Annotated in this window: 20 protein-coding genes; 3 read left to right on the forward strand and 17 right to left on the reverse strand. The window is 66.8% G+C overall.

Annotation, left to right across the window (positions count from 1 at the left end):
* Positions 1-31: 31 nt before the first annotated feature.
* The 13 genes from tolA to aspS all read right to left on the reverse strand — a co-directional run bounded on the left by tolA (position 32) and on the right by aspS (position 11,793).
* Positions 32-1,087: a cell envelope integrity protein TolA gene (gene tolA, locus QOL57_RS08040; protein WP_089236557.1), complete on the reverse strand. Its 1,056-nt coding sequence runs from the start codon at positions 1,085-1,087 to the stop codon at positions 32-34.
* The gene (tolR, locus tag QOL57_RS08045; protein WP_089236558.1) at positions 1,077-1,505 is read right to left on the reverse strand and encodes a protein TolR; all 429 of its coding nucleotides are present in this window, start codon (positions 1,503-1,505) and stop codon (positions 1,077-1,079) included. The genes tolA and tolR overlap by 11 nt, the downstream gene beginning before the upstream one ends.
* 24 nt (positions 1,506-1,529) lie before the next feature.
* Positions 1,530-2,309, reverse strand: coding sequence for a protein TolQ (tolQ, locus tag QOL57_RS08050; protein ID WP_025874672.1), 780 nt, complete (start codon positions 2,307-2,309; stop codon positions 1,530-1,532).
* A 10-nt stretch (positions 2,310-2,319) separates the two neighbouring features.
* Positions 2,320-2,769 carry a tol-pal system-associated acyl-CoA thioesterase gene (gene ybgC, locus QOL57_RS08055; RefSeq protein WP_089236559.1) on the reverse strand — a complete coding sequence of 150 codons (450 nt, stop codon included), beginning with the start codon at positions 2,767-2,769 and terminating at the stop codon, positions 2,320-2,322.
* Positions 2,759-3,799 (reverse strand): Holliday junction branch migration DNA helicase RuvB, encoded by a 1,041-nt coding sequence (gene ruvB / locus QOL57_RS08060; RefSeq protein WP_089236560.1) that lies wholly within the window; start codon positions 3,797-3,799, stop codon positions 2,759-2,761. The genes ybgC and ruvB overlap by 11 nt, the downstream gene beginning before the upstream one ends.
* A gap of 393 nt (positions 3,800-4,192) precedes the next feature.
* Entirely contained in the window at positions 4,193-6,112 is a 1,920-nt protein-coding gene (locus QOL57_RS08065; protein ID WP_089236561.1) for a potassium transporter Kup, read from the reverse strand.
* Positions 6,113-6,161: 49 nt separating this feature from the next.
* Positions 6,162-6,755 carry a Holliday junction branch migration protein RuvA gene (ruvA, locus tag QOL57_RS08070; RefSeq protein WP_089236562.1) on the reverse strand — a complete coding sequence of 198 codons (594 nt, stop codon included), beginning with the start codon at positions 6,753-6,755 and terminating at the stop codon, positions 6,162-6,164.
* 13 nt (positions 6,756-6,768) lie between these two features.
* Positions 6,769-7,290: a crossover junction endodeoxyribonuclease RuvC gene (gene ruvC, locus QOL57_RS08075; protein WP_089236563.1), complete on the reverse strand. Its 522-nt coding sequence runs from the start codon at positions 7,288-7,290 to the stop codon at positions 6,769-6,771.
* A gap of 129 nt (positions 7,291-7,419) precedes the next feature.
* On the reverse strand, positions 7,420-8,151 hold the full coding sequence (locus QOL57_RS08080; RefSeq protein WP_089236564.1) for a YebC/PmpR family DNA-binding transcriptional regulator: 732 nt from the start codon (positions 8,149-8,151) through the stop codon (positions 7,420-7,422).
* A gap of 262 nt (positions 8,152-8,413) precedes the next feature.
* A complete protein-coding gene (locus QOL57_RS08085; RefSeq protein WP_089236565.1) occupies positions 8,414-9,046 on the reverse strand; it encodes an alpha/beta fold hydrolase in 633 nt (210 codons plus the stop codon).
* A gap of 77 nt (positions 9,047-9,123) precedes the next feature.
* Positions 9,124-9,645 carry a GNAT family N-acetyltransferase gene (locus QOL57_RS08090; protein ID WP_089236566.1) on the reverse strand — a complete coding sequence of 174 codons (522 nt, stop codon included), beginning with the start codon at positions 9,643-9,645 and terminating at the stop codon, positions 9,124-9,126.
* 32 nt (positions 9,646-9,677) lie between these two features.
* Positions 9,678-10,025 (reverse strand): DNA primase, encoded by a 348-nt coding sequence (locus QOL57_RS08095; protein WP_089236567.1) that lies wholly within the window; start codon positions 10,023-10,025, stop codon positions 9,678-9,680.
* Between the two features lie 16 nt (positions 10,026-10,041).
* Positions 10,042-11,793 carry an aspartate--tRNA ligase gene (aspS, locus tag QOL57_RS08100; protein WP_089236568.1) on the reverse strand — a complete coding sequence of 584 codons (1,752 nt, stop codon included), beginning with the start codon at positions 11,791-11,793 and terminating at the stop codon, positions 10,042-10,044.
* Between the two features lie 160 nt (positions 11,794-11,953).
* Here aspS and QOL57_RS08105 point away from each other — a divergent pair, with 160 nt between their 5' ends.
* The gene (locus QOL57_RS08105) at positions 11,954-12,712 is read left to right on the forward strand and encodes a DUF3011 domain-containing protein (RefSeq protein ID WP_089236569.1); all 759 of its coding nucleotides are present in this window, start codon (positions 11,954-11,956) and stop codon (positions 12,710-12,712) included.
* Between the two features lie 99 nt (positions 12,713-12,811).
* On the opposite strand, the gene QOL57_RS08110 is transcribed toward QOL57_RS08105, so the two are convergent.
* The 3 genes from QOL57_RS08110 to blaL2 form a co-directional block, all read right to left on the reverse strand.
* Positions 12,812-13,453, reverse strand: coding sequence for a hypothetical protein (locus QOL57_RS08110; RefSeq protein ID WP_089236570.1), 642 nt, complete (start codon positions 13,451-13,453; stop codon positions 12,812-12,814).
* Positions 13,454-13,509: 56 nt separating this feature from the next.
* The gene (locus QOL57_RS08115) at positions 13,510-14,724 is read right to left on the reverse strand and encodes a cation:proton antiporter (RefSeq protein ID WP_089236571.1); all 1,215 of its coding nucleotides are present in this window, start codon (positions 14,722-14,724) and stop codon (positions 13,510-13,512) included.
* Positions 14,725-14,841: 117 nt separating this feature from the next.
* Entirely contained in the window at positions 14,842-15,759 is a 918-nt protein-coding gene (blaL2, locus tag QOL57_RS08120) for a L2 family extended-spectrum class A beta-lactamase (RefSeq protein WP_089236572.1), read from the reverse strand.
* A 174-nt stretch (positions 15,760-15,933) separates the two neighbouring features.
* Here blaL2 and ampR point away from each other — a divergent pair, with 174 nt between their 5' ends.
* Positions 15,934-16,797 carry a LysR family transcriptional regulator AmpR gene (ampR, locus tag QOL57_RS08125; protein WP_089236573.1) on the forward strand — a complete coding sequence of 288 codons (864 nt, stop codon included), beginning with the start codon at positions 15,934-15,936 and terminating at the stop codon, positions 16,795-16,797.
* 91 nt (positions 16,798-16,888) lie between these two features.
* On the opposite strand, the gene QOL57_RS08130 is transcribed toward ampR, so the two are convergent.
* Positions 16,889-18,754 carry an ABC-F family ATP-binding cassette domain-containing protein gene (locus QOL57_RS08130; protein WP_089236574.1) on the reverse strand — a complete coding sequence of 622 codons (1,866 nt, stop codon included), beginning with the start codon at positions 18,752-18,754 and terminating at the stop codon, positions 16,889-16,891.
* Positions 18,755-19,087: 333 nt separating this feature from the next.
* Between QOL57_RS08130 and QOL57_RS08135 the strand changes: the two genes are divergently transcribed.
* Positions 19,088-21,475, forward strand: coding sequence for a TonB-dependent receptor (locus QOL57_RS08135; RefSeq protein ID WP_089236575.1), 2,388 nt, complete (start codon positions 19,088-19,090; stop codon positions 21,473-21,475).
* Positions 21,476-21,633 lie beyond the last annotated feature (158 nt).

Genomic DNA, 21,633 nt, shown 5'->3' on the forward strand with positions numbered 1-21,633 from the left:
CAGCCCCACAGGGCTGCCCTGCCCCTGCGCCTCAGCGATCCTGGGCGGTGAAGGTGAAGTTGATCGTGCGCGCGAACACCTGCTCGAAGCCTCGGTACGGCAAGGGCTGGGCGTTGAGCACCGCAGCCTCGATCGAGCGCTTGCCGGCCTCGTCGAACGGGCAGCCGGCGCTGACCGTGGCGCTGCGGACGGTACCGCCCGGCAACTGATTGATGGTGATCTGGCAGCGTTGGCCCAGCGGCACGCTGTCCGGACGCACCCACTGCGCCAGCACCTTGGCCTGGATGGCCGCCGCGTACTTGGCAGACAGATCGTCACTGCTGCCGCCACCACCGGCAGCCGGCTGTGCGGCGCCGCTGGCACCGGCAGCGGCGGTGCCTGCGGCATTGCGCGCGGCAGCCACCTGGCGCAGCTTCTGCTCGGCCAGCTTGGCTTCCTTCTCGGCCTGCTCGCGGCGGGCACGGATGTCGGCGATCTTCTTCTGCTTCTCGGCCTCGGCCTTGTCGGCCGCCAGACGCTCCTGCTCGGCCTGCTTCTTCTTGGCGTCCGCTTCCTGCTGCTTGGCCAGGCGCAGCTTCTGCTCGGCTTCTTCCTGGCGCTTGCGTTCGGTCAGGTCGATCTGCTCCTGGCGGCGCTTGGCTTCCTGCTCCTGCTTGGCCTTCTCCTGCGAGATGGCCAGCGCGCTCACTGCGTCCTGGTCCTTGGTGTCCGGCTGCGCGACACGCTCCTGCGCCTGTTGCTGCTGCGGCGTCGGCGCGTCCTGCGGGCGCGGCTCTTCAATCGGCTGCGGCGGCGGGATGGTGTCTTCCGGCACCGGGATCGGCTCGGCCACCGGCGGCGGCAAGTCTTCCAGCTTCTCCGACTGGCGCAGGGCCTGGCGGGCGGCGGCGGCTTCGGACGCGGACAGCGCCAGGCTGGCCTCGACCGAGGGATCGCCTGCGGCGGCATCGGTATTGCGCTGCGGTGACCACAGCCAGGCGCCGATGAAGATCAACGCGACCAGCAGGTGCACCAGCACGGCCAGCAGCAGGGGCTGGCCCCAGCCGGGCTCCTGCTTGTGCGGTAGCGGCAGGGCGTCAGTTCGCATCGGTGGCCAGGCTCACCTTGTCGACGTGGGCGCGCTTGATCACATCCATTGCCGCGATGACCTTCTCATAGGCCACGGCACGGTCGGCGGCGACGATCACGCGCACGTCCTTGTCCTGCGCGGCGATGCCGGACAGGTGGCCCTGCAGTTCATCGGCGGTGACGGCGGTGGGTTCCTTGGCGTCGGGCAGCTTCAGGCTGAGCTGACCGTCCTGGCGCACCGAGACGATCAACGGATCCTGCTTGCTTTCCAGCGCCTTGGCGTTGGAATTGGGCAGGTCGACGTCGAAGGTCAGGGTGAGCATGGGCGCGGTGACCATGAAGATGATCAACAGCACCAGCATGACGTCGATATAGGGAACGACGTTGATTTCCGATTTCAGCTTGCGGCGCTTGCGGCGACCGATGGCAGCGGACATGGCTTGGACTCCCGGGTCTGGCGCTTACTCGTCGCCAGCGCTCTGGCGCTGCAGGATCGAGCTGAACTCGTCGGCGAAGGTCTCGAAACGCACCGACATGCGCTCCACGCGGGTGGTGAAGCGGTTGTAGGCCCACACTGCCGGAATCGCCACGAACAGGCCGATGGCGGTGGCGAACAGCGCTTCGGAGATGCCCGGGGCGACGGCGGCGATACCGGCCTGGGCACCGCTGCTGATCATGTCGTGCATGGTCACCATGATGCCGAACACGGTACCGACCAGGCCCACGTACGGGGCGGTCGAGCCGATGTTGGCCAGCAGTTCCAGGTTGCGTTCGAGCTGGTCGACTTCGCGGGTGTAGGTGGTGCGCATCGCGCGCTGGGCACCTTCCAGCTGGGCGCGGCCATCCAGCCGGCGCTTGTCACGCAGGCGGGTGTACTCGCGGAAACCGGCTTCGAAGATCGCTTCCAGGCCGCCGACATTGCGGCTGCGGTCGGTGGCCGAGCTGTACAGCTTGCCCAGGTCGGCACCGGACCAGAAGCGGTTCTCGAACTCGTCGGCTTCGCGGGTGGCCTGCTTGAAGATGCGGGCCTTGCGGAAAATGATCACCCAGCTGACGAACGAGCCGACCAGCAGCGCCAGCACGATGATCTTCACCGGCAGGCTGGCCTTGGCCATCAGTTCGAGGTAGTTGATGCCGCCGCCGGTGGTGGCCTGGGCAAGGGTCTGGGTCGCGGCATTGCTGACGTCAGCCGGCAAAGCCTCGGTGACCGTGGCCTGCAGGGCCAGGAGCGTTGCGATCATCCGTTGTTCCTCAAGAGTTCTGTTCGGATTCGGGGTGGAGGTGGGGTTGCAGCGCGGCAAGGACCATATCGTCCATGCCACGCGGGCGGAAACTGGCCGCGTCCAGTGCGGCGATGCGGACCTGCGCGGACAGCAGCAGCTGGCCGTCACGCAGGACCTGCTGGTCGAAGACCATGCTGGCCTTCTTCAGCTGGACCAGGGTGGCGCTGACCTGCAGCTGGTCATCCAGCCGTGCCGGCTTGATGAAATCCATCTGCATGGAGCGCACCGCGAAGACCATGCCGTGCTCGGACCGCATGCGCTCCTGGCCGTAGCCCAGCGCACGCATCCATTCGGTCCGGGCCCGTTCCATGAAGGCCACGTAGCGGGCGTGGTAGACCACGCCGCCAGCGTCGGTATCTTCCCAGTAAATGCGTGTCGGCCAACTGAATCGGGGTTCAACCGAGGGTTCAACCGACATCGGGGACCTCGGCAAACAGATCCTGCGGCGGGTTCTTCGGCTTCAGGCCCAGGTGCCGGTAGGCTTTGTGGGTGGCCATGCGGCCGCGCGCGGTGCGCACCAGGTAGCCCTGCTGGATCAGATAGGGTTCGACCACGTCTTCCAGCGTGCCGCGCTCTTCAGACAGCGCCGCAGCGAGCGATTCGATGCCGACCGGGCCACCGTCGAAGTAGTCGACCATGGTCTTCAGCAGCCGACGATCGAGCTCGTCGAAGCCCTCCGGGTCGACCTTGAGCATCTGCATCGCCGCCTGGGCTACGGTCTGGTCGATGTGGCCACCGGCCTTGACCTGGGCGTAATCGCGCACGCGGCGCAGCAGGCGGTTGGCGATACGCGGGGTGCCACGCGCGCGGCGCGCGATCTCCCCTGCCCCGTCGGCGGTGCAGTCGATGGCCAGGATGGCGGCCGAGCGACGCACGATGCGGGTCAGTTCTTCGACGCTGTAGAACTCCAGGCGCTGGACGATGCCGAAACGGTCGCGCAGCGGCGCGGTCAGCAGGCCGGCGCGGGTGGTGGCGCCGATCAGGGTGAACGGCGGCAGATCGATCTTGATCGAGCGCGCTGCGGGGCCCTCGCCGATCATGATGTCGATCTGGAAATCTTCCATCGCCGGGTACAGCACTTCCTCCACCACCGGTGACAGGCGATGGATCTCGTCGATGAACAGCACATCGTGCGGCTGCAGGTTGGTCAGCAGCGCGGCGAGGTCCCCCGCCTTTTCGATCACCGGGCCGGAGGTCACGCGCAGGGCCACGCCCAGTTCGTTGGCGATGACATGGCTGAGGGTGGTCTTGCCCAGGCCGGGCGGGCCGAAGATCAGCACGTGGTCCAGCGCATCGCCACGACCCTTGGCGGCCTGGATGTAGATATCCATCTGCTCGCGCACCGGCACCTGGCCGAGGTAATCGGCAAGTCGCTTGGGTCGGATGCTGGCGTCGGCGGCGTCATCCTCGCGGGTGGCGCCGGCGCCGATGATGCGGTCGTCGGTCATGTGCTGATTATGCGGCAAAAGCGGGGGGATTCGGCCGGGCTGCGCCCGGCACCTGCAGAGGCCAAAGCAACGGCAACAGCCGAAGCAAGAGCAGAAGCAGGTTTCCTGAGGGATGGCGGGGTGGGCCCGGTTGCGGGGGACGCTGCAAGTACGTCCATGTAAGCTCGGTCGCGCCATCCATGGCGCTCACGCCCCCGCAACCGGACCCACCCCGCCTTCGACAGATCTGCGCAATCTGCCGGAATGGCATGCCCTGCTCCTGGTGGGTGTCGACCTTGGTCGACACGGCAGATCCACGCCATGCGTGGATGGCGCTGGATGGCGCTGGATGGCACGAACCGAACATGGGGTCAGAGCCCTTTTCCTGAGGAAAAGGGATCCGACCCCGTGCGGTCAGATCTCCACCTGCGCACCCAGCTCTACGAGGCGGTTACCCGGAATCCGGAAGAAGCCCGTCGCGGGGGCGGCGTTCCTGTGCATCAGCGCGAACAGCTTGTCGCGCCAGATCGGCATGCCACGGTTGGCGGTGGCGACGATGGTTTCGCGGCTGGCGAAGAAGGTGGTGTCCATCGGGTCGAAGTAGATGCCGCCGTGGTCGCACGAGCGCATCAGCGCCAGCGGGACGTCGGGGGTCTCCATGAAGCCGAAACGCACGTAGACCCGGTAGAACTCATCGCCCACCGATTCGATCTTGAGGCGCTGCCCCTCCGCTGCGTACGGCACCGGCAGGGTCACCACATGCAGGAACACGTTGCGCTCGTGCAGCACCTTGTTGTGCTTGAGGTTGTGCATCAGCGCATGCGGGGCCACGGTCGGGTCGGCGGTGAGGAACACCGCGGTGCCGGGTACGCGTACCGGCGGCGCCAGCATCAGGCCCGGCAGGAAGGTGTCGATGCGGATACCGTCCTTGCGGATCTCATCGCGCAGCAGTTCGCGGCCACGACGCCAGGTGCGCATCATGGTGAACAGGAAGATGCCCAGCACCACCGGGAACCAGGCGCCCTGCAGCAGCTTGGCGCCGTTGGCAATGACAAAGCCCAGGTCGATGACGAAGAACACCACGCACAGCGGCAGGATCCAGTTGCGTGCCTTCGGCCACAGCGAACGTGCGACCAGGGCCAGCAGCAGGGTGTCGATCAGCATGGTGGCCGACACCGAGATGCCGTAGGCCACGGCCAGGTTGGACGAGCTGCGGAAGGCCAGCACCAGGCCGATCACCATCACCGCGATGCCCCAGTTGATGCCGGGGATGTAGATCTGGCCGATGGTGTCGTGCGAGGTGTGCTTGATGCGCATGCGCGGGATGTAACCCAGCTGCATGGCCTGGCGCGAGACCGAGAACGCACCGGTGATGACCGACTGCGAGGCGATCACTGCGGCCATCGTGGCCAGTACGATCATCGGGTACAGCGCCCACGACGGTACCGCCTCGAAGAACGGGTTCTTCACCGCCTCGGGATGGTTGAGCACCAGCGCGCCCTGCCCCAGGTAGTTCAGCACCAGGCATGGCAGCACGAAGAAGTACCAGGCGTGGCGGATCGGCTTGGCACCGAAGTGACCCATGTCGGCATACAGCGCCTCGCCACCGGTCACCGCCAGCACCACCGCGCCGAGGATGAAGATGCTGTGCCAGCCGTGTTCCATGAAGAAGCGGATCGCCCACCACGGGTTGAACGCTTTCAGCACTTCCGGCGCGTCGACGATGTTGTAGATGCCGATCGCCGCCAGCGAGATGAACCAGATCGAGGTGATGGGGCCGAACAGCTTGCCGATCTTCTCGGTACCAAAGCGCTGCACCGCGAACACCGCCAGCAGCACCACCACCGTGATCGGCACGATGAAGGCATGCAGCCCGGGGGCCGCCACCTCCAGGCCTTCGACCGCGCCCAGCACCGATATCGCTGGCGTGATCACGCCGTCGCCGAAGAACAACGAGGCGCCGAAGATGCCGAGGATGCCGACCACGTACGCCGAGCGTGACCCGTTGCGCAGCGTGCGCTGGGTCAGCGCCATCAGCGCCATGATGCCGCCCTCACCGTCATTGTCGGCGCGCATGATGATGGTCACGTACTTCAGGGTGACCACGATGTTCAGCGCCCAGAACGCCAGCGACAGCACGCCCAGCACGGTGTCATGGTCGCTGGTGAGCCCGTAGTGGGGCGAGAACGCCTCCTTCAGGGTGTACAGCGGGCTGGTGCCGATATCGCCGAAGACCACGCCGATCGCACCGATGATCAGCGCCAGCCCCCCCGCGGGGGGAGCGTGACCATGGCCGCCATGGGCGGCGGTGTGCGGGGTTTGACTGCTGGACATGGGGCTCCTGGCGAAGCTCAGGGTGTAATTGGAAAGGAAACGGAGCGGCTCAGCGCAGCGCCGATTGCAGGGCCTTGCGGATGACCATCGCCACCTCGTCGCCCTCGTTGAAGGCTTCGCGCGCCATCCGCGCCGCCTCGGTCGGCTTGTAGCCCAACTGCTGCAGCGCCACGGTGGCATCGGACAGCGGATCGGCTGGGGCCGGGCCACTGCCGGTCGGCAATGCGCCACCGGCGCCGAACTGCGCCGCGCGGTCACGCAGTTCCAGCACCATGCGCTCGGCGGTCTTCTTGCCGATGCCGGGGATGCGGGTCAGCGCGGTGATGTCGCCGGCCTGGACCATGCGCGCGAATTCTTCGACGGTGACGCCGGACAGCACGGCCAGCGCGATCTTCGCGCCGATGCCGCTGACCCGCTGCACGTCGCGGAACAGGCGGCGCTCGCCTTCGCGCAGGAAGCCGTACAGCGAGACGCTGTCTTCCTTCTGCGAATAATGGGTGTAGAGGATGACCTCACGGCCGAGCTCGGGCAGGTCGTAGAAGGTGCTCATCGGCGCCTCCAGCTCGTAGCCCACCCCGTTGACGTCCACCACCAGCCACGGCGGCGCCTTGTAGGCGACGATTCCGCGCAGTCGACCGATCATTGCGTGCAGCTCCTCATTTGCGGCCCCACGCCTGGCGGGCAGTCAGCCCCAGGCGGTTGGCCGTTGCCCTTACGTGGGCATGGGTGATGGCCACGGCCAACGCGTCGGCCGCGTCGGCCTGCAGCTTGGTTTTCAGGTTGAGCATGAGCCCGACCATGTGTTGAACCTGTTGCTTTTCGGCACCGCCACGACCGACCACCGCCAGCTTGATCTCGCTGGCGGCGTATTCGTGCACCGGCAGGTCGCGCAGCACCACCGCCGAAATCGCCGCGCCACGGGCCTGGCCCAGCTTCAGCGCCGAATCGGGGTTGCGTGCCATGAACACCTTTTCGATGGCCACTTCCTGCGGCTGGTACTCGTGGCACAGCTCGGCCAGGCCCAGCACCAGCAGCTTCATGCGCTGCGGGAAGTCGTCGGCCCCGAGCAGCACCAGCGGCTGGTGATGCACGTGGCTGACCCGGCCGCTGGCGTCGACGTCGATGATGCCGACCCCGGTCCGTTGTGAACCCGGGTCGATGCCGAGAATACGGGTCATGCGGCACACACGCAGGCGCCGCTGATCCGGGCAGGACGCATGCGGCGGTGATGGCTGGAAACGTCTGGGGTCATCATGGTCCGCATTGTCCGCTCACCGGCCGCCAAAGGCGACCGGTGGAGCGTACGTTCAGGCGTAGGCGTCCGCGCCGAGATCGGCGTTGGAGTAAACGTCCTGCACGTCGTCGAGGTCTTCCAGCATGTCCAGCAGCTTCTTGACCTGCAGGACGGTGTCGCCCTCGACCTTGATGTCGTTGTCGGCACGGAAGGTCAGCTCCGCATGGTCCGGCGTGCGGCCGGCCGCCTGCATCGCATCCTTGACCGCGTGGAAGCTGTCTGCGGCGGTGAGCACGTCGATCGCGCCATCCTCCGGGTAGACCACGATGTCATCGGCACCGGCCTCGATGGCCGCTTCGGAGATGGCGTCCTCATCGGCGCCGGCAGCGTAATGCAGCACGCCCACGCGCTTGAACATGAAGCTGACCGAGCCTTCGGTGCCCATGTTGCCGCCGCACTTGCTGAACGCATGGCGGACATCGGCCACGGTGCGCACGCGGTTGTCGGTCAGGCAATCGACGATGACGGCCACGCCACCGGGCGCGTAGCCCTCGTAGCGGATCTCTTCGTACTCGACGCCTTCCAGTTCACCGGTGGCCTTCTTGATGGCGCGCTCAATCACGTCCTTGGACATGTTCGCGGTCAGTGCTTTGTCCACCGCCACACGCAGGCGCGGGTTGTTGTTGGGGTCGCCTCCACCGCCGCGCGCGGCCACGCCGATCTCACGGATGATCTTGGTGAAAATCTTGCCGCGCTTCGCGTCAGACGCGTTTTTGCGGTTCTCGATGGAGGGGCCTCTACCCATGGGTCTTTCCGTACGTGCGTTGATGGATAAGGCCGCGGATTCTACCTGATCGGGCCGTGCCACCGTGTCGAGGCCGGTGGGATACACGGAAAGGCCATCCACGCATGGCGTGGATCTAGTGCCGCCGGGCATGGCACGGCGAAGAGCGTGCGAACCAACGGTTCGCACCCACCAAGGCAGGACGGTTCGTCCCCACCAGGGCAGGGCGGTTCGCGCCCACCCAGGCAGGCCGGTAGCGCCGGGCCATGCCCGGCGAACCGTCTTACGCTGCGGCGGCGTCCCGGCCATGGTCGAACTGGCCATGGCGAAGGAAATGCGCGGTCTGCCGCGCGGCATCGGGCGACACCACCAGACCGCTGTGGCTGGTGCGCACCACGCAGTGGTCGGACAGGCCCGGCAGGCGGGTCTCGGCCAGCGCCACGGTGCCGTCGGAATCGTCATCCAGCGCGCCGAGCAGGCTGCCCAGGCCATGCGGCACCGAGCCGGCGATCAGGCCGACTGCAGCCTTGCCCTGCCAGTCCGGCAACCCATCCAGCAGCAGTTCGCTGCTGCGGCCCAAGGCCAGGCCCCAGCCATGTTCGGACAACGAGCGTGCGGTGCCACTGCCACGCAGCGGCGAACCCAGGCAGACCACGCGCTGCACGGGCAGCTGCGGCTGCCGGCGCAGGGCTTCCAGCGCCAGCAGGCCACCCAGGCTGTGCCCGACCAGCGACAGTGGGCCTGCGTCTGCCAGCCGCTCCAGCAACTGCGGCACGGCCACATCGGGGCCGCCGAATACGGACGAGTAGCCAAAGGTATGGACCTGGAAGCCACGCGCGCGCAGGCGCCAGGCCAGTGGCCCGACCCAGGCACGGGCATTCCAGATGCCATGCAACAACAGAACGGGGGGAGTCATGTGCAACAGCCTGGCGGTCAGCGGGGCGGAACTACGGTGATTGAACAGAAGCCAGGGGCAAGCGGCGGTGAACGACTTCAGGCCGGATGCGGCAGACGGCGCAGGATGAACTCAAGATCATTGGTATCGCCCACCGGGAACAGATACTCGCCGGCCTTTTCGAAACCATAGCGGGCGTAGAAGCGCTGGGCCCCGAAGTTTTCCGACCACACACCCAGCCACAGCGTGCGCGGGCCGTCGCGTTCCAGCCAGGTCAGCGCGGTTTCCAGCAGGCGGCTGCCCCAGCCGCAGCTCTGCTGCGTCTTGACCAGGTACAGGCGCTTGAGTTCGCCGTCACCGGGCTTCACGTCCGGATGCGGCAGCCCACAGGGGCCGGCGGCGGCATGGCCGACCGCCTCCCCGTCCAGCTCCAGCAGCCACACCGCGTAATCGGGGTGGGCCAGGATCGTGCGCTGGCGCTCGACCGTGTAGGACGCGTCGATGAAGTCCTGCAGGTCCTGCGGCGGATACAGATGTCCGAAGGTTTCGGTGAACGTGCGCGCAGCCAGCGCCGACAGGGTCGGCGCGTCGTCCACAGTAGCGCGGCGGATCGAATACATGGGTCGAGTTGACGCCAGGACAACGGTTCGGGTCAAGCCCGCTCCGCCGGTTCCTTTTCGTCTTCTTCCTCTTCCTCTTCTTCGTATTCCTCGTCGTCCTCTTCTTCCTCGCCTTCTTCCTCTTCTTCGCCGTCCTCGTCCTCGTCGTACTCTTCCTCTTCCTCTTCCTCTTCGTCGTCTTCGTAATCCTCGACGCCGAAGTCTTCACCGTCCCAGCGACCTTCGCCGTCGGCGACGAAGGTCAGGGCCATGGCCGACGGGTTGGTACCGACGCGGACCAGCCAACCACCGAAGACACGTGCACGCTCGGTGACCAGGTTGGCCTCGGAGCCTTCATTGCCCAGCTTTTCCCACTCCAGCGAAAACGCAAACTCGGTCATTGCCTGGATCTCCTGATCAGTTTTTCTTGGGGCGAACCTGGATGTGCACTTCGGCCAGCTGCTCGTCGACGATCGGCGACGGCGCGTCAGTCATCAGATCCTGCGCACCGGTGGTCTTCGGGAACGGGATGACGTCGCGGATCGACTCGGTGCCGGCCATCAGCGCGGCGATACGGTCGATACCGAAGGCGATGCCACCGTGCGGCGGCGCGCCGTAGTTCAGCGCGTCGAGCAGGAAGCCGAACTTGGCACGGGCCTCTTCGGCACCGATGCCGAGCAGCTCGAACACCGCGCTCTGCATGTCGGGGCGGTGGATACGGATCGAACCGCCGCCGATTTCATTGCCGTTGAGCACCATGTCGTAGCCGCGCGAAACGGCCGTCTTGGCGTGCGCGCGCAGATCGGCGATGTCGTCCACGGCCGGCGCGGTGAAGGGGTGATGCAGGGCGACGTAGCGCTGCGCTTCCTCGTCCCACTCGAACATCGGGAAGTCGGTGACCCACAGCGGCGCCCAGCTGTCGGCGACCAGACCGAAGTCCTTGCCGGCCTTCAGGCGCAGCGCGCCCATGAAGTCGGACACCTTGTTGTAGCCGCCGGCACCGAAGAACACGATGTCGCCGTTGCCGGCGCCGACGTGGGCGACCAGCGCAGCGAAGCCTTCTTCGCTGAAGAACTTCTGGATCGGCGAGCTGATTTCACCGTTCTCGCCCACCTTGATGTAGGCCAAGCCCTTCGCACCGTACTTGGCGGCGTGCGCGGCGTACTCATCGATCTGCTTGCGGGACAGGCTGGCACCACCCGGGATGCGCAGCGCGGCGACGCGGCCATCGGCATCGTTGGCAGCGGCGGTGAACACCGGGAATTCGCTGGTCTTGACCAGCTCGGCCACGTCCACCAGTTCCAGCGCGATGCGCAGGTCCGGCTTGTCCGAACCATAGCGACGCATCGCTTCGGCCCAGGTCATGCGCGGGAAGCTGGCCTCCAGCTCGACGTCGACCACTTCCTTGAAGATGCCGCGGATCATGTCTTCGACGAAGTCCTGCACGTCGCGCTCGCGGACGAAGGCGAACTCCATGTCCAGCTGGGTGAATTCCAGCTGGCGGTCGGCACGCAGGGCCTCGTCGCGGAAGCAGCGCGCGATCTGGTAGTAGCGGTCGAAGCCGGCCACCATCAGGATCTGCTTGAACAGCTGCGGGCTCTGCGGCAGGGCGTAGAACTCGCCCGGGTGCATGCGCGCCGGCACCAGGAAGTCGCGCGCGCCTTCCGGGGTGGCCTTGGTCAGGATCGGGGTTTCGATGTCCTGGAAGCCCTTTTCGTCCAGGTGGCGGCGCAGGGCCTGCACCAACTTGATGCGGGTGCGCTGCATGCGCTGCATTTCCGGACGGCGCAGGTCCAGGTAGCGGTACTTCAGGCGGGTTTCTTCGCCCGGGTTCTCGTGCGCGTGGAACGGCAGCGGCGCGGCCTTGTTCAGCACGGTGATGGCGGTGGCGATCACCTCCACCTTGCCCGTGCGCAGCTTGTCGTTGACCGCGTGGCGGGCGCGGACCACGCCTTCCACCTGCAGCACGTCCTCATAGCCCAGGCTGGCGGCCACGGCAAACACTTCGGCGTTGTCGAGCTCCACCGTTACCTGCACGATGCCTTCATGATCGCGGAGATCGATGAAGCAGACGCCGCCCTGGTTACGGGCCACGTCGGTCCAGCCGGCGAGGGTGACAGTCTGGCCAATCAGGGTCTCATCGACCAGGCCGCAGAAGTGGGTACGCATGGGGGGAAAGCTCCGCTGGAGAACGCCGGCGCCTGATGGGGGCCGGAAAGCCTCTTATTCTGCGGCCGAGGCCCCGGCCGGGGCAAATGCAGACGGTCACGCGGGCTTGATCGCCCCGGTCCTTATAGTCGCGCACCTACTCCCGTATGGGGATGTCGCCATGAAACCGCAGTCCCTGGCCAGCCTGGCCGTGATCCTCGGTACCTTTACCGCGCTCGCCCTGCCCTCCGCCCCTGCCGCCGCGCAGAACGGGGTGGTCCGCTGCGAAAGCCAGAACAACCGCGAACGTGTCTGCAACACCGGCTGGCGCGACGCCCAGCTGGTCCGCCAACTGTCCGGCTCGGCATGCGTGGAGGGCCGCACGTGGGGCACCCGCAATGGCAGCATCTGGGTCAACAACGGCTGCCGCGCCGAGTTCACCCAGGGCCGGGGCGGCTGGGGTGGCGGCAACGGTGGCGGTTGGGGCGGCGGCAACGGCAACGGCAACGGCGGCACCGTCCGCTGCGAAAGCCAGGACAACCGCGAACGCAGCTGCCCGGTCGGCTGGCGCAACGCGCGCGTGGTCCGGCAGATATCCGGCACCCAATGCGTGGAAGGCCAGAACTGGGGCGTGCGCAATGGCGCGATCTGGGTCAACCGCGGCTGCCGCGCCGAGTTTGCCGAGGCCCGCGGTGGCTGGGGCGGCGGCAATGGTGGGGGCAATGGCGGCGGTTGGGGCGGCGGCAACAGCAACTACACCGTCACCTGCAGCAGCAACAACAACCGCCAGCAGAGCTGCAACTGGGATGAACGCCAAGGCCGGCCGGTGCTGCAGCAGCAGCTGTCCGGCAGTGCCTGCCAGGAAGGCCGGACCTGGGGTTACTCGCGCGGCAACGTGTGGGTCAGCAATGGCTGCCGGGCACGCTTCGGCACGCGTTGAGGGCAGGATCGGATCCCTGGCCGACGGCCAGGGCTCTGCCCATTGGATGCGTGCAATGCTGGGGTCGGAGCCCTCCACAGGAGGGATCCGACCCCGCAATCAGGGTGCCGGCGAAGCCTGATCGCCCCAGGGGGCGGGGGGCAGTGCGACCGGCTTGCTGAGGTCGAACTGGACCCGGAATCGACGGCCCTCCGGACGGGTCAGCTCGTAGACGAAGCGCTGGTCCGGCTCGATCTCCATCGCCCAGGTGTTGTGGGTTGAAGCCAGCATGTCGGCACGACGGAACATCGCCACCGATTCGCCATCGGCGGGGAACTGCTGGCGTTCGGCGGTACCCGGCGGCGTGCTGTCGCCGCCGTACAGGGTGATCGCATCGGGGCTGCCATCGGCATGGCGGTGGTCGTGCTTCAGGCGCACGCCGTGCTCGGTGCGGGTCAATACCCAGGTGCGCGAATGGTCATCGCCCACGTGGAACGGGATGCGCAGCTCATGCCCCGGGTCGGCACAGCCACGCACATGCATCACCAGCTTCTGCCCGGCAAAGGGGTCTTTGCCGGTGGGCGCCGGCGTGTCTTCCACCACCTTGCCCTCGTAGGCCTGGCCGCAATGGGCTGCGATGGCGGCCATGAAGGCGTCGGCCGGTGCGGTCGCCAGATCGTGGTTGACCGTATGCGATGGCTGCGAGCAGGCGGCGAGGCCGAGCAGGGCGATGGCGGAAGCAACAGCGGCGATCGGTTTCATGCCCCAACCCTAACGGCCACGGCCGATGCGCGCAAACCGCACTCCCTGGATCTGCCTCAGCGCTCGGCTGCAGGAGCGGCGGCAACCACTTCCGTCGCCGCCACCGGCGCATCTTCGCCCTGCCCTGCCGGCTCCTGCTCGACCGGGTCGACATCGAACGGCGTGCGGAACACCAGCGAGGGCAGCAGCGTGGTCAATGCGGCGTACAGCAGCAACGCGCCGAACAGCACCGCCGGAATCTGGAAGCGATCGCGCATGATCGCGGCCAGCACCAGGGTGAAGATCAACGTTGGTGCCAGCGCCAGCGACACACGCAGGCTGCTGCGGAAGCTCTCGCCGAACATCACGCGGCGCTGCAGCCAGACCACCGCGATGCGCAGCGGCAGCACCACCAGGGTGATGACGATGCCCAGGCCCAGTGCTTCCCAACTCAAAGCTTCGCTGGGCACCTTGGTGCCGGCGTTGAAGAAGTAGAACGGCACGAAGAACGAGGCGAACAGACGCAGCGCATGCAGGTTTTCGTGCGAGGCCAGCAGCGGCATGCGCTGGTGCAGCAGGCGTGCGACCAGGCCAGCGATGAACGCACCCACCAGGTAGTACACGCCCAGCAGATAGGTGATGTAGGCGGCCACCATGCCGACCATCACCAGCAGCGAGAACTCCGAACCCGGTGCATGCGGCGCAACCCAGCGACCGAGCGCGATGAACACCAGCGGCAGGCCGATCATCATCGCCAGCAGCGCCGTGCTGGACAGCGCCATGTGCGCCGGATCGCCGGCCTGCAGCACGATGAACAACGCCGCCAGGGCCAGCAGTTCACCGGCGATGGCCTTGCTGGTGACCCAGAACCGTTCGTCCTCGCTCAGCCCCAGCCGCGACAGCGAATCCATGATGAAACCGGTGGATGGGGTCAGCAGCGCCAGCGCCAGCAGCCCCGCTGCCTGCCATGGCAGACCGGCATAACGCCAGGCGAGCCAGCCGACGCCGAACAGGGTCGCACTGCGGATGACCAGATGCGTCAGCAGCGGCCACATGCCGCGGCGCAGGGCCTGCAGGTCCACTTCCAGACCGGCGAACAGGAACAACGAAGAGATGCCCAACGTGGCCAGCAGTCCGATGACCGCGTCGTGCGCCTGGTCGCCCAGCCAGAGCATGCCGATGATGCCGAACAGCAGGCAGGTCAGGGGCGCGGGCAGGCTGAACCGCTGCAGCGCGCGCGGGATCACCAGCAGCGCGAAGATCAGCAGCAGGTAGACCAGTTCATGACTCATCGGCGACTTCCATGTGGATCGAAGGCGCGCAGGATGCACGCCTGCGCGCGGCGGGACAAGTAGAACATTGCTGAAAATCAGCCCCTGCCCTGCGACATCCATGCACAGCCGCTGCGGTCAGGCGATCAGCCCATCGGCGATGCGCCCGACCTGCGCAAGCACCGCCGCGCGCTGTTCGAAGCTGATCGCGCCCGCCTGCAGATAGGCCGTAACGATCCAGGGCGAACCACCTTGCACTGGCCACAACACGGCGATGTCGTTGCGGGCGTCTTCACCATTGCTGCCGGTCTTGTCGCCCACCCGCCAGCGCTTGCCCAGGCCTGCACGAAGGCAGGCATCGCCGGTTTCGTTGTCGATCAGCCAGTCGGCCAACTGCTGGCGTGAGGCCGGCTTGAGTGCATCGCCCAGCACCAGCCGCTGCAGCGTCGCAGCGATGGCCGCCGGGGTGGTGGTGTCGCGTGGATCGTCGATGGCGAAGCTGTTCAGTTCCGGCTCCAGACGATCGCTGCGGGTGATCGTGTCGCCGCTGGCGCGCAGGAACGCGGTCACTGCCGGCGGCCCACCGATCGCTGCGAACAACAGATTGGCGGCGATGTTGTCGCTGGTGATCAGCGTCGCCCGGCACAGGTCGCGCACGGCCAGGTCCTTGCCGACGTGACGGCGGGTGACCGGCGCGTGCTCGAGGATGTCCGTGGCCCGCACCGGCAGGCGCCGGTCCAGCAGTGCCGGATCGCGCTCAGCCTGCTTGAGCACCGTGGCAGCCAGCACGCTCTTGAAGGTGCTGCAGAGCGGGAAGCGCTCGTCCTGGCGATGGCCGAGGCGGCGACCACTGCCGGTGTCGAGCAGGGTCACGCCGAGTCGACCGCTGCACGCCTTTTCCAGCGCGGCGAAATCGCTGGCGGCGGCGATGGCGGCATCGACCGGAACCGGCGTGGCGGGCACGTTGGCGGGGGCAGCCCGGGCCAGCAGCGGCAACGCAAGGGTGGACGCGACTGCGGCACTACTGAACTGCAGGAATCGACGACGGGCAAGCATGCGGAATCCTCGTGGAAGCTGTCCCGATTATTGAAAGAATGGGCAGAGGCGACCAGCGCGTTTTTTCAGCGCCAGGCATGAGATAAATTCATGCATGACGCGTTCAACCCTTTATTTATCCAACATCCATGACAAGGCGCTACCATCAGCCATCATCCTGCCTCACACGTCCCCATGCTTCACCCCACCCTTTCGCTGAATGCGCTGCGCGCCTTCGAAGCCGCTGCCCGGCACCAGAACTTCACCCGCGCGGCGCTTGAGCTGTGCGTCAGCCAGGCCGCGCTGAGCCACCAGATACGCGGGCTGGAAGACCGTCTGGGCGTCCGCCTGTTCCATCGCCTGCCCCGCGGCGTGGCGTTGACCGAGGAAGGAGCAGCGCTGTACCCGGTGCTCAATGAATCCTTCGAACGCATTTCAGCCAGCATCGCCCGCTACACCGGCGGCCCGGCACGGGAAGTGCTGACGATCGGCGTGGTCGGTACGTTTGCCACTGGCTGGCTGCTGCCGCGGCTGGCCGCGTTCGACGCCGCGCACCCGGATATCGAGCTGCGGCTGCAGACCCACAACAACCGCATCGACCTGGCCGGTGAAGGCCTGGACCTGGCGATCCGTTTCGGCGATGGCGACTGGCAGGGGCAGACCTGCACGGCAATCCTGGACGCGCCGTTCGCGCCGCTGTGCGCGCCGGCACTGGCGCGGCGGCTGAAGCATCCGCGCGACCTGGCGACCTTACCGCTGCTGCGTTCGTACCGCAGCGACGAATGGCCACGGTGGCTGCAGATAGCCGGGGTCAACGGCGTGGAAGCACGCGGGCCAGTGTTCGATTCGTCGTTGACGCTGGCCGTGGCTGCCGCTGGTGGCGCCGGCGTGGCGTTGCTGCCGCTGCGCATGTTCGAGGCGGACCTGGCCGAGGGCCGGCTGCTGCAACCGTTTGCCACCACGCTGGAACTGGGCCGCTACTGGCTGACCCGGCTGCGCTCACGTGCCGAACGTGAGCCAGCCAGGCGCTTCCGCGAGTGGTTGCAGGTGGAGGGATGAAACACGCGCGCCGCGGGTAGCGCCGGGCCATGCCCGGCGAGCCCCGCGGATGGGAAAAGCCGCCGGGCATGGCCCGGCGCTATCGATGGAATCAGGATTCCAGCAGTTCCATCCAGGCCGCTTCGGCCTTTTCCAGCTGCGCGGCGGTAGCTTCGCGGTCGCGACCGAGCACGGCCATGCGCGTGGCATCGGCGTAGTTGCTCGAGTCGGCAAGCTGCCGATCCAGTTCGGCCAGCACACCTTCCAGCTCGGCGACCTTGGCTTCGGCACTGGCCAGCTTGTGCGGGTTGACCGGCTTCTTCTGCACCATCTGCGCGACCGGTGCGGTCTTGACCACCACCGGTTCCTCCACCTGCTCCATGCGCACCTTGGTGCCCTGCGCCTGCGGACGCGTGCGCAGCCAGGCGGCATATGCATCGAGGTCACCGTCGAACGGTTCGACCACGCCATCGGCCACGCGCCAGAAGGTGTCGCAGACCAGACCGATCAGATGGCGATCATGCGAAACCATCACGATCGCGCCGTCGAAATCGGCCAGTGCTTCAGCCAGTGCTTCGCGCATTTCCAGGTCAAGGTGGTTGGTCGGTTCGTCCAGCAGCAGCACGTTCGGCTGCTGCCAAGCGATCAACGCCAGCGCCAGGCGTGCGCGCTCGCCGCCGGAGAAGCCGTCCACCGGTTCGAAGGCACGGTCGCCCGGGAAATTCCACTTGCCGAGGAAGTCGCGGAACGACTGGTTCGGTGCATCCGGGGCCAGGTCGCGGAAGTGCTCCATCGGCGACTGGCCTTCATGCAGCGACTCGACCGTGTGCTGGGCGAAGTAGCCGATGCGCAGGTCCGGGTGCGCGGCGCGTTCGCCGGCGATCGGTGCCAGTTCGCCCACCAGGGTCTTCACCAGCGTTGTTTTACCGGCGCCGTTGGGGCCCAGCAGGCCGATGCGCTGGCCCGCTTCCAGGCCGAAGCCCACGTTGTGCAGGATCACCGAGTCGCTGCCGTAGCCGGCCTCGACGTGGTTCAGGCGGATCAGCGAGAACGGCAGCTTGGCCGGCGGCGCAAACTCGATGCGGAACTCGCGTTCGGCGCGCACCGCCTCGGTACCGGCCAGCTTGGCCAGTCGCTTCATCCGGCTCTGCGCCTGCGCGGCCTTGCTGGCCTGGGCCTTGAAGCGGTCGATGAAGCTCTGCAGATGGGCGCGCTCGGCCTGTTCCTTGTCGTGCGCGATCTGCTGCTGGCGCAGCTGTTCGGCGCGCTGGCGCTCGAAATCGGTGTAGCCGCCCGGGTATAGCTTGGCGCCGCCACCGTGCAGGTGCAGGGTGTGGGTGGCGACGTTGTCGAGGAACTCGCGGTCATGCGAGATCAGCAGCAGGGTGCCCGGATACTTCAGCAGCCACTGTTCCAGCCAGTACACCGCGTCCAGATCCAGGTGGTTGGTCGGTTCGTCGAGCAGCAGCAGGTCGCTGGGCATCATCAGCGCGCGGGCCAGGTTCAGGCGCACGCGCCAGCCGCCGGAGAAAGAGGACACCGCGCGGTGATGCGTTTCGGCCGGGAAACCCAGGCCATGCAGCAGCTTGCCGGCGCGCGCTTCGGCGTCGTAGGCGTTCAGTTCGGCCATGCGCGTATGCGCCTCGGCCACCGCTTCCCAGTCCTCGCGGGAGGTGGCTTCGGCCTCGGCGGCCAGCACCGCTGCCACCTCGACGTCACCGCCCAGCACGAAGCTCAGCGCCGGGTCCGGCAGCGACGGGGTTTCCTGGGCGACGCTGGCGATGCGGATCTTGCCCGGCAGGTCGACGTCACCCTTGTCGGCCTCCAGCTCGCCCTTCACCGCCGCGAACAGGCTGGACTTGCCAGCACCGTTGCGGCCGACCACGCCTACCCGGTACCCGGCATGCAGAGTCAGGTCGACATTGGACAACAGCAGCCGCTCGCCGCGGCGCAAGGCGAAATTACGAAGTGAAATCATGGGGGGAGGCGTCCATATAACCGAATGGAATGTGCTGGTAAGCACTGTTCCTGCGACGCAATTCTAACGTTAACGAATACTTGACGCGCCCCGGGATGCGCGGCGGGCGGCGTTCCTCTCTCCCACGTCCTGTCCGCGCGCCTCCCGGGCCCCTCCCCCGTCACTGCCTGTCGCAGCTAAATGGTTGCTGCTGCAACGTTTTTTCTGATGACCGGCATTTGACAGGCGCTGAATATCCCGTTAATTCCTGTATTGCGCACCGCAACAACCGTCGTCCGCTCATCCTCGTGATGTCGATTCCGGTGCCATCCCGCCAACCGGAGCCCCCTCCCGATGACCCGCAAGACCAGCCTGATCGCCGCCGCCGTCGCTGTCGCACTCGGTGGCTCTCCGTTCGTTGCCGCCGCCCAGCAGGCCGGCACCGCCGCCAATACCCTGGATACGGTGATCGTCACCGGCACCCGCGTGGCCGACCGCACGGTCGCCGAATCGCAGTCGCCGATCGACATCATCACCCCCGAAATCCTGCAGTCCACCGGTACCGGTGAGCTGGCCACCGCGCTGTCGCGCGCGCTGCCGTCGCTGAACTTCCCGCGCCCGGCACTGACCGACGGCACCAGCGGTGTGCGCCCGGCACAGCTGCGCGGCCTGTCGCCGGACCAGGTGCTGGTGCTGGTCAACGGCAAGCGCCGCCACACCTCGGCGATGATCAACGTCAACGGCAGCATCGGCCGTGGTTCGTCGGCGGTGGACATCAACGCGATCCCGATCGCCGCCATCGAGCGCGTCGAGGTGCTGCGTGACGGCGCCTCCGCACAGTACGGTTCGGATGCCATCGCTGGCGTCATCAACATCGTGCTGAAGGGCAGCGGCAGTGGCGGCAGCCTGGCCGTCGACTACGGCCAGTATTCGGCCGGCGACGGCAACAAGTACCAGCTGTCCGGCGATACCGGCGTGGAATTCGGCAACGGCCGTGGCCGCGTGCACGTGGCCGGCCAGATCAGCCAGCAGGATGAGAGCGACCGCGCCGGCCCGTACCGCGGCACAACGCCGAACACCGGCAATTTCCCCAGCGTTGGCCAGACCACCTTCATTGTCGGCGACCCGAAGGTCGACGCCACCGCTGCCTCGGTCAACGCCAGCTTTGATTTCAGCGACCACGTGACCGGCTATGCGAGCGCGCTGCTCAGCAACCGCGACATCACCTCGTTCGCGTTCTACCGTTCGCGCAACCACAGTGGGCAGAGCGCGCTGCTGGCGCAGACCTACCCGGACGGCTACGTGCCGCAGATCAACCAGTACTCCAAGGACCGCTCGCTGGTGGCCGGCGTCAAAGGCAACACCGACAACGGCTGGACCTGGGACCTGAGCCTGAACCACGGCGAGAACACCCTGGATTTCCACACCCGCAACAGCATCAACTACAGCCTGGGCGCGACCAGCCCGCGTTCGTTCTACGACGGCACGCTGAAGTACCAGCAGGACATCTTCAACGCCGACCTGACCAAGTCGCTGGACTGGGGCCTGGCCTATCCGGTCACGCTGTCCTTCGGCGGTGAGTACCGTCGCGAGAAGTGGGACCAGAACCCGGGCGAACTGAACTCCTACACCGGCACCGGCGCGCAGGGATTCGCAGGCTTCACGCCGACCAACGAAGTACACACCGACCGCCACAACTACGCGGTCTATGCGGGCCTGGAAGCGGACCTGACCGACAAGTTCTCGGCCGGCATCACCGGCCGCTACGAGGATTACTCGGACTTCGGCGACCGCTTCTCCGGCAAGCTGTCGGCGCGCTATGCGTTCACCGACAAGGTCGCGCTGCGGGCAACCGCCTCCAGCGGTTTCCGCGCACCGTCGCTGCCGCAGCAGGGCTACCAGGCGGTGACCAGCCAGTTCACCAACGGCGTGTTCGTCGAACGCGGTACCTTCCCGACCACCAGCCAGGCCGCACAGGCGCTGGGCGCTTCGCCGCTGAAGGCCGAGACCTCCACCTCCTACAGCCTGGGCCTGGTGCTGCAGCCGATCGACCGCCTGTACGTCACCGTCGATGCGTACCAGATCGACATCGACAACCGCATCGCGCTGTCGTCCAGCATCACCACCAACGCCGCTTCCAGTGCGCTGCTGTCCGGGCTGGGCCTGCCGCAGGTCACCGCGTTCTCGTACTTCACCAATGGTCTGGACACCCGCACCCGCGGCGTTGACTTCGTGTCCAGCTACACCGTGCCGTTCAGCGCCAGCAGCCTGGAACTGACCGCGGCGTACAGCTACAACGACACCGAAGTGCAGCGCGTGGGCGGCACGCCGGCGGTGTTCGGCACGCTGGGCCTGACCCAGTCGCTGATCGGCCGCGATGAGATCGGCCGCATCGAAGACAGCTACCCGCACGACAAGACCATCCTCAGCGGCACCTGGCGTTCGGACCACTGGGAACTGGGCCTGGCGGCAACCCGCTACGGCAAGTTCACCGTGCGCAACTCGGCCACTGCCGCGCGTGACCAGACCTACGGCGACAAGTGGGTGTTGGATGCTTCGGCCAGCTACAAGCCGAGTGCCAACTGGACGCTGACGGTGGGTGCCGACAACCTGCTGAACGAGTACCCGGACCGCACCGAAGATCTGCAGAACTCGACCTTCGGCATGCTGCCGTACAGCAACTACTCGCCGTTCGGCTTCAATGGCGCGTACGTGTACGGGCGGATCAAGTACAACTGGTAAGCGGTAACGGGCGTGCCGGGCCCTGCCCGGTGGCTGTTCCACACGCCCGCCGGCTTTGCGCCCGGCGGGCGTGGTCGTGAACGCATGCCGGCGCCCGCTCATGCGTCCGGTTTCCAGACTGTGCCCCGCCGCACGCGCGTCTCAGGTTGTCCCGTGCA

Origin of the sequence: Stenotrophomonas sp. yr243, assembly GCF_900184195.1 — a bacterium.
Lineage (GTDB): Bacteria > Pseudomonadota > Gammaproteobacteria > Xanthomonadales > Xanthomonadaceae > Stenotrophomonas > Stenotrophomonas lactitubi.

What these genes read in the sequence shown, in the direction of transcription:
- tolA (WP_089236557.1), bottom strand. Translation starts at nt 1,087, where the DNA reads ATGCGAACTGACGCCCTGCCGCTACCGCACAAGCAGGAGCCCGGCTGG.
- tolR (WP_089236558.1), bottom strand. Translation starts at nt 1,505, where the DNA reads ATGTCCGCTGCCATCGGTCGCCGCAAGCGCCGCAAGCTGAAATCGGAA.
- tolQ (WP_025874672.1), bottom strand. Translation starts at nt 2,309, where the DNA reads ATGATCGCAACGCTCCTGGCCCTGCAGGCCACGGTCACCGAGGCTTTG.
- ybgC (WP_089236559.1), bottom strand. Translation starts at nt 2,769, where the DNA reads ATGTCGGTTGAACCCTCGGTTGAACCCCGATTCAGTTGGCCGACACGC.
- ruvB (WP_089236560.1), bottom strand. Translation starts at nt 3,799, where the DNA reads ATGACCGACGACCGCATCATCGGCGCCGGCGCCACCCGCGAGGATGAC.
- QOL57_RS08065 (WP_089236561.1), bottom strand. Translation starts at nt 6,112, where the DNA reads ATGTCCAGCAGTCAAACCCCGCACACCGCCGCCCATGGCGGCCATGGT.
- ruvA (WP_089236562.1), bottom strand. Translation starts at nt 6,755, where the DNA reads ATGATCGGTCGACTGCGCGGAATCGTCGCCTACAAGGCGCCGCCGTGG.
- ruvC (WP_089236563.1), bottom strand. Translation starts at nt 7,290, where the DNA reads ATGACCCGTATTCTCGGCATCGACCCGGGTTCACAACGGACCGGGGTC.
- QOL57_RS08080 (WP_089236564.1), bottom strand. Translation starts at nt 8,151, where the DNA reads ATGGGTAGAGGCCCCTCCATCGAGAACCGCAAAAACGCGTCTGACGCG.
- QOL57_RS08085 (WP_089236565.1), bottom strand. Translation starts at nt 9,046, where the DNA reads ATGACTCCCCCCGTTCTGTTGTTGCATGGCATCTGGAATGCCCGTGCC.
- QOL57_RS08090 (WP_089236566.1), bottom strand. Translation starts at nt 9,645, where the DNA reads ATGTATTCGATCCGCCGCGCTACTGTGGACGACGCGCCGACCCTGTCG.
- QOL57_RS08095 (WP_089236567.1), bottom strand. Translation starts at nt 10,025, where the DNA reads ATGACCGAGTTTGCGTTTTCGCTGGAGTGGGAAAAGCTGGGCAATGAA.
- aspS (WP_089236568.1), bottom strand. Translation starts at nt 11,793, where the DNA reads ATGCGTACCCACTTCTGCGGCCTGGTCGATGAGACCCTGATTGGCCAG.
- QOL57_RS08105 (WP_089236569.1), top strand. Translation starts at nt 11,954, where the DNA reads ATGAAACCGCAGTCCCTGGCCAGCCTGGCCGTGATCCTCGGTACCTTT.
- QOL57_RS08110 (WP_089236570.1), bottom strand. Translation starts at nt 13,453, where the DNA reads ATGAAACCGATCGCCGCTGTTGCTTCCGCCATCGCCCTGCTCGGCCTC.
- QOL57_RS08115 (WP_089236571.1), bottom strand. Translation starts at nt 14,724, where the DNA reads ATGAGTCATGAACTGGTCTACCTGCTGCTGATCTTCGCGCTGCTGGTG.
- blaL2 (WP_089236572.1), bottom strand. Translation starts at nt 15,759, where the DNA reads ATGCTTGCCCGTCGTCGATTCCTGCAGTTCAGTAGTGCCGCAGTCGCG.
- ampR (WP_089236573.1), top strand. Translation starts at nt 15,934, where the DNA reads ATGCTTCACCCCACCCTTTCGCTGAATGCGCTGCGCGCCTTCGAAGCC.
- QOL57_RS08130 (WP_089236574.1), bottom strand. Translation starts at nt 18,754, where the DNA reads ATGATTTCACTTCGTAATTTCGCCTTGCGCCGCGGCGAGCGGCTGCTG.
- QOL57_RS08135 (WP_089236575.1), top strand. Translation starts at nt 19,088, where the DNA reads ATGACCCGCAAGACCAGCCTGATCGCCGCCGCCGTCGCTGTCGCACTC.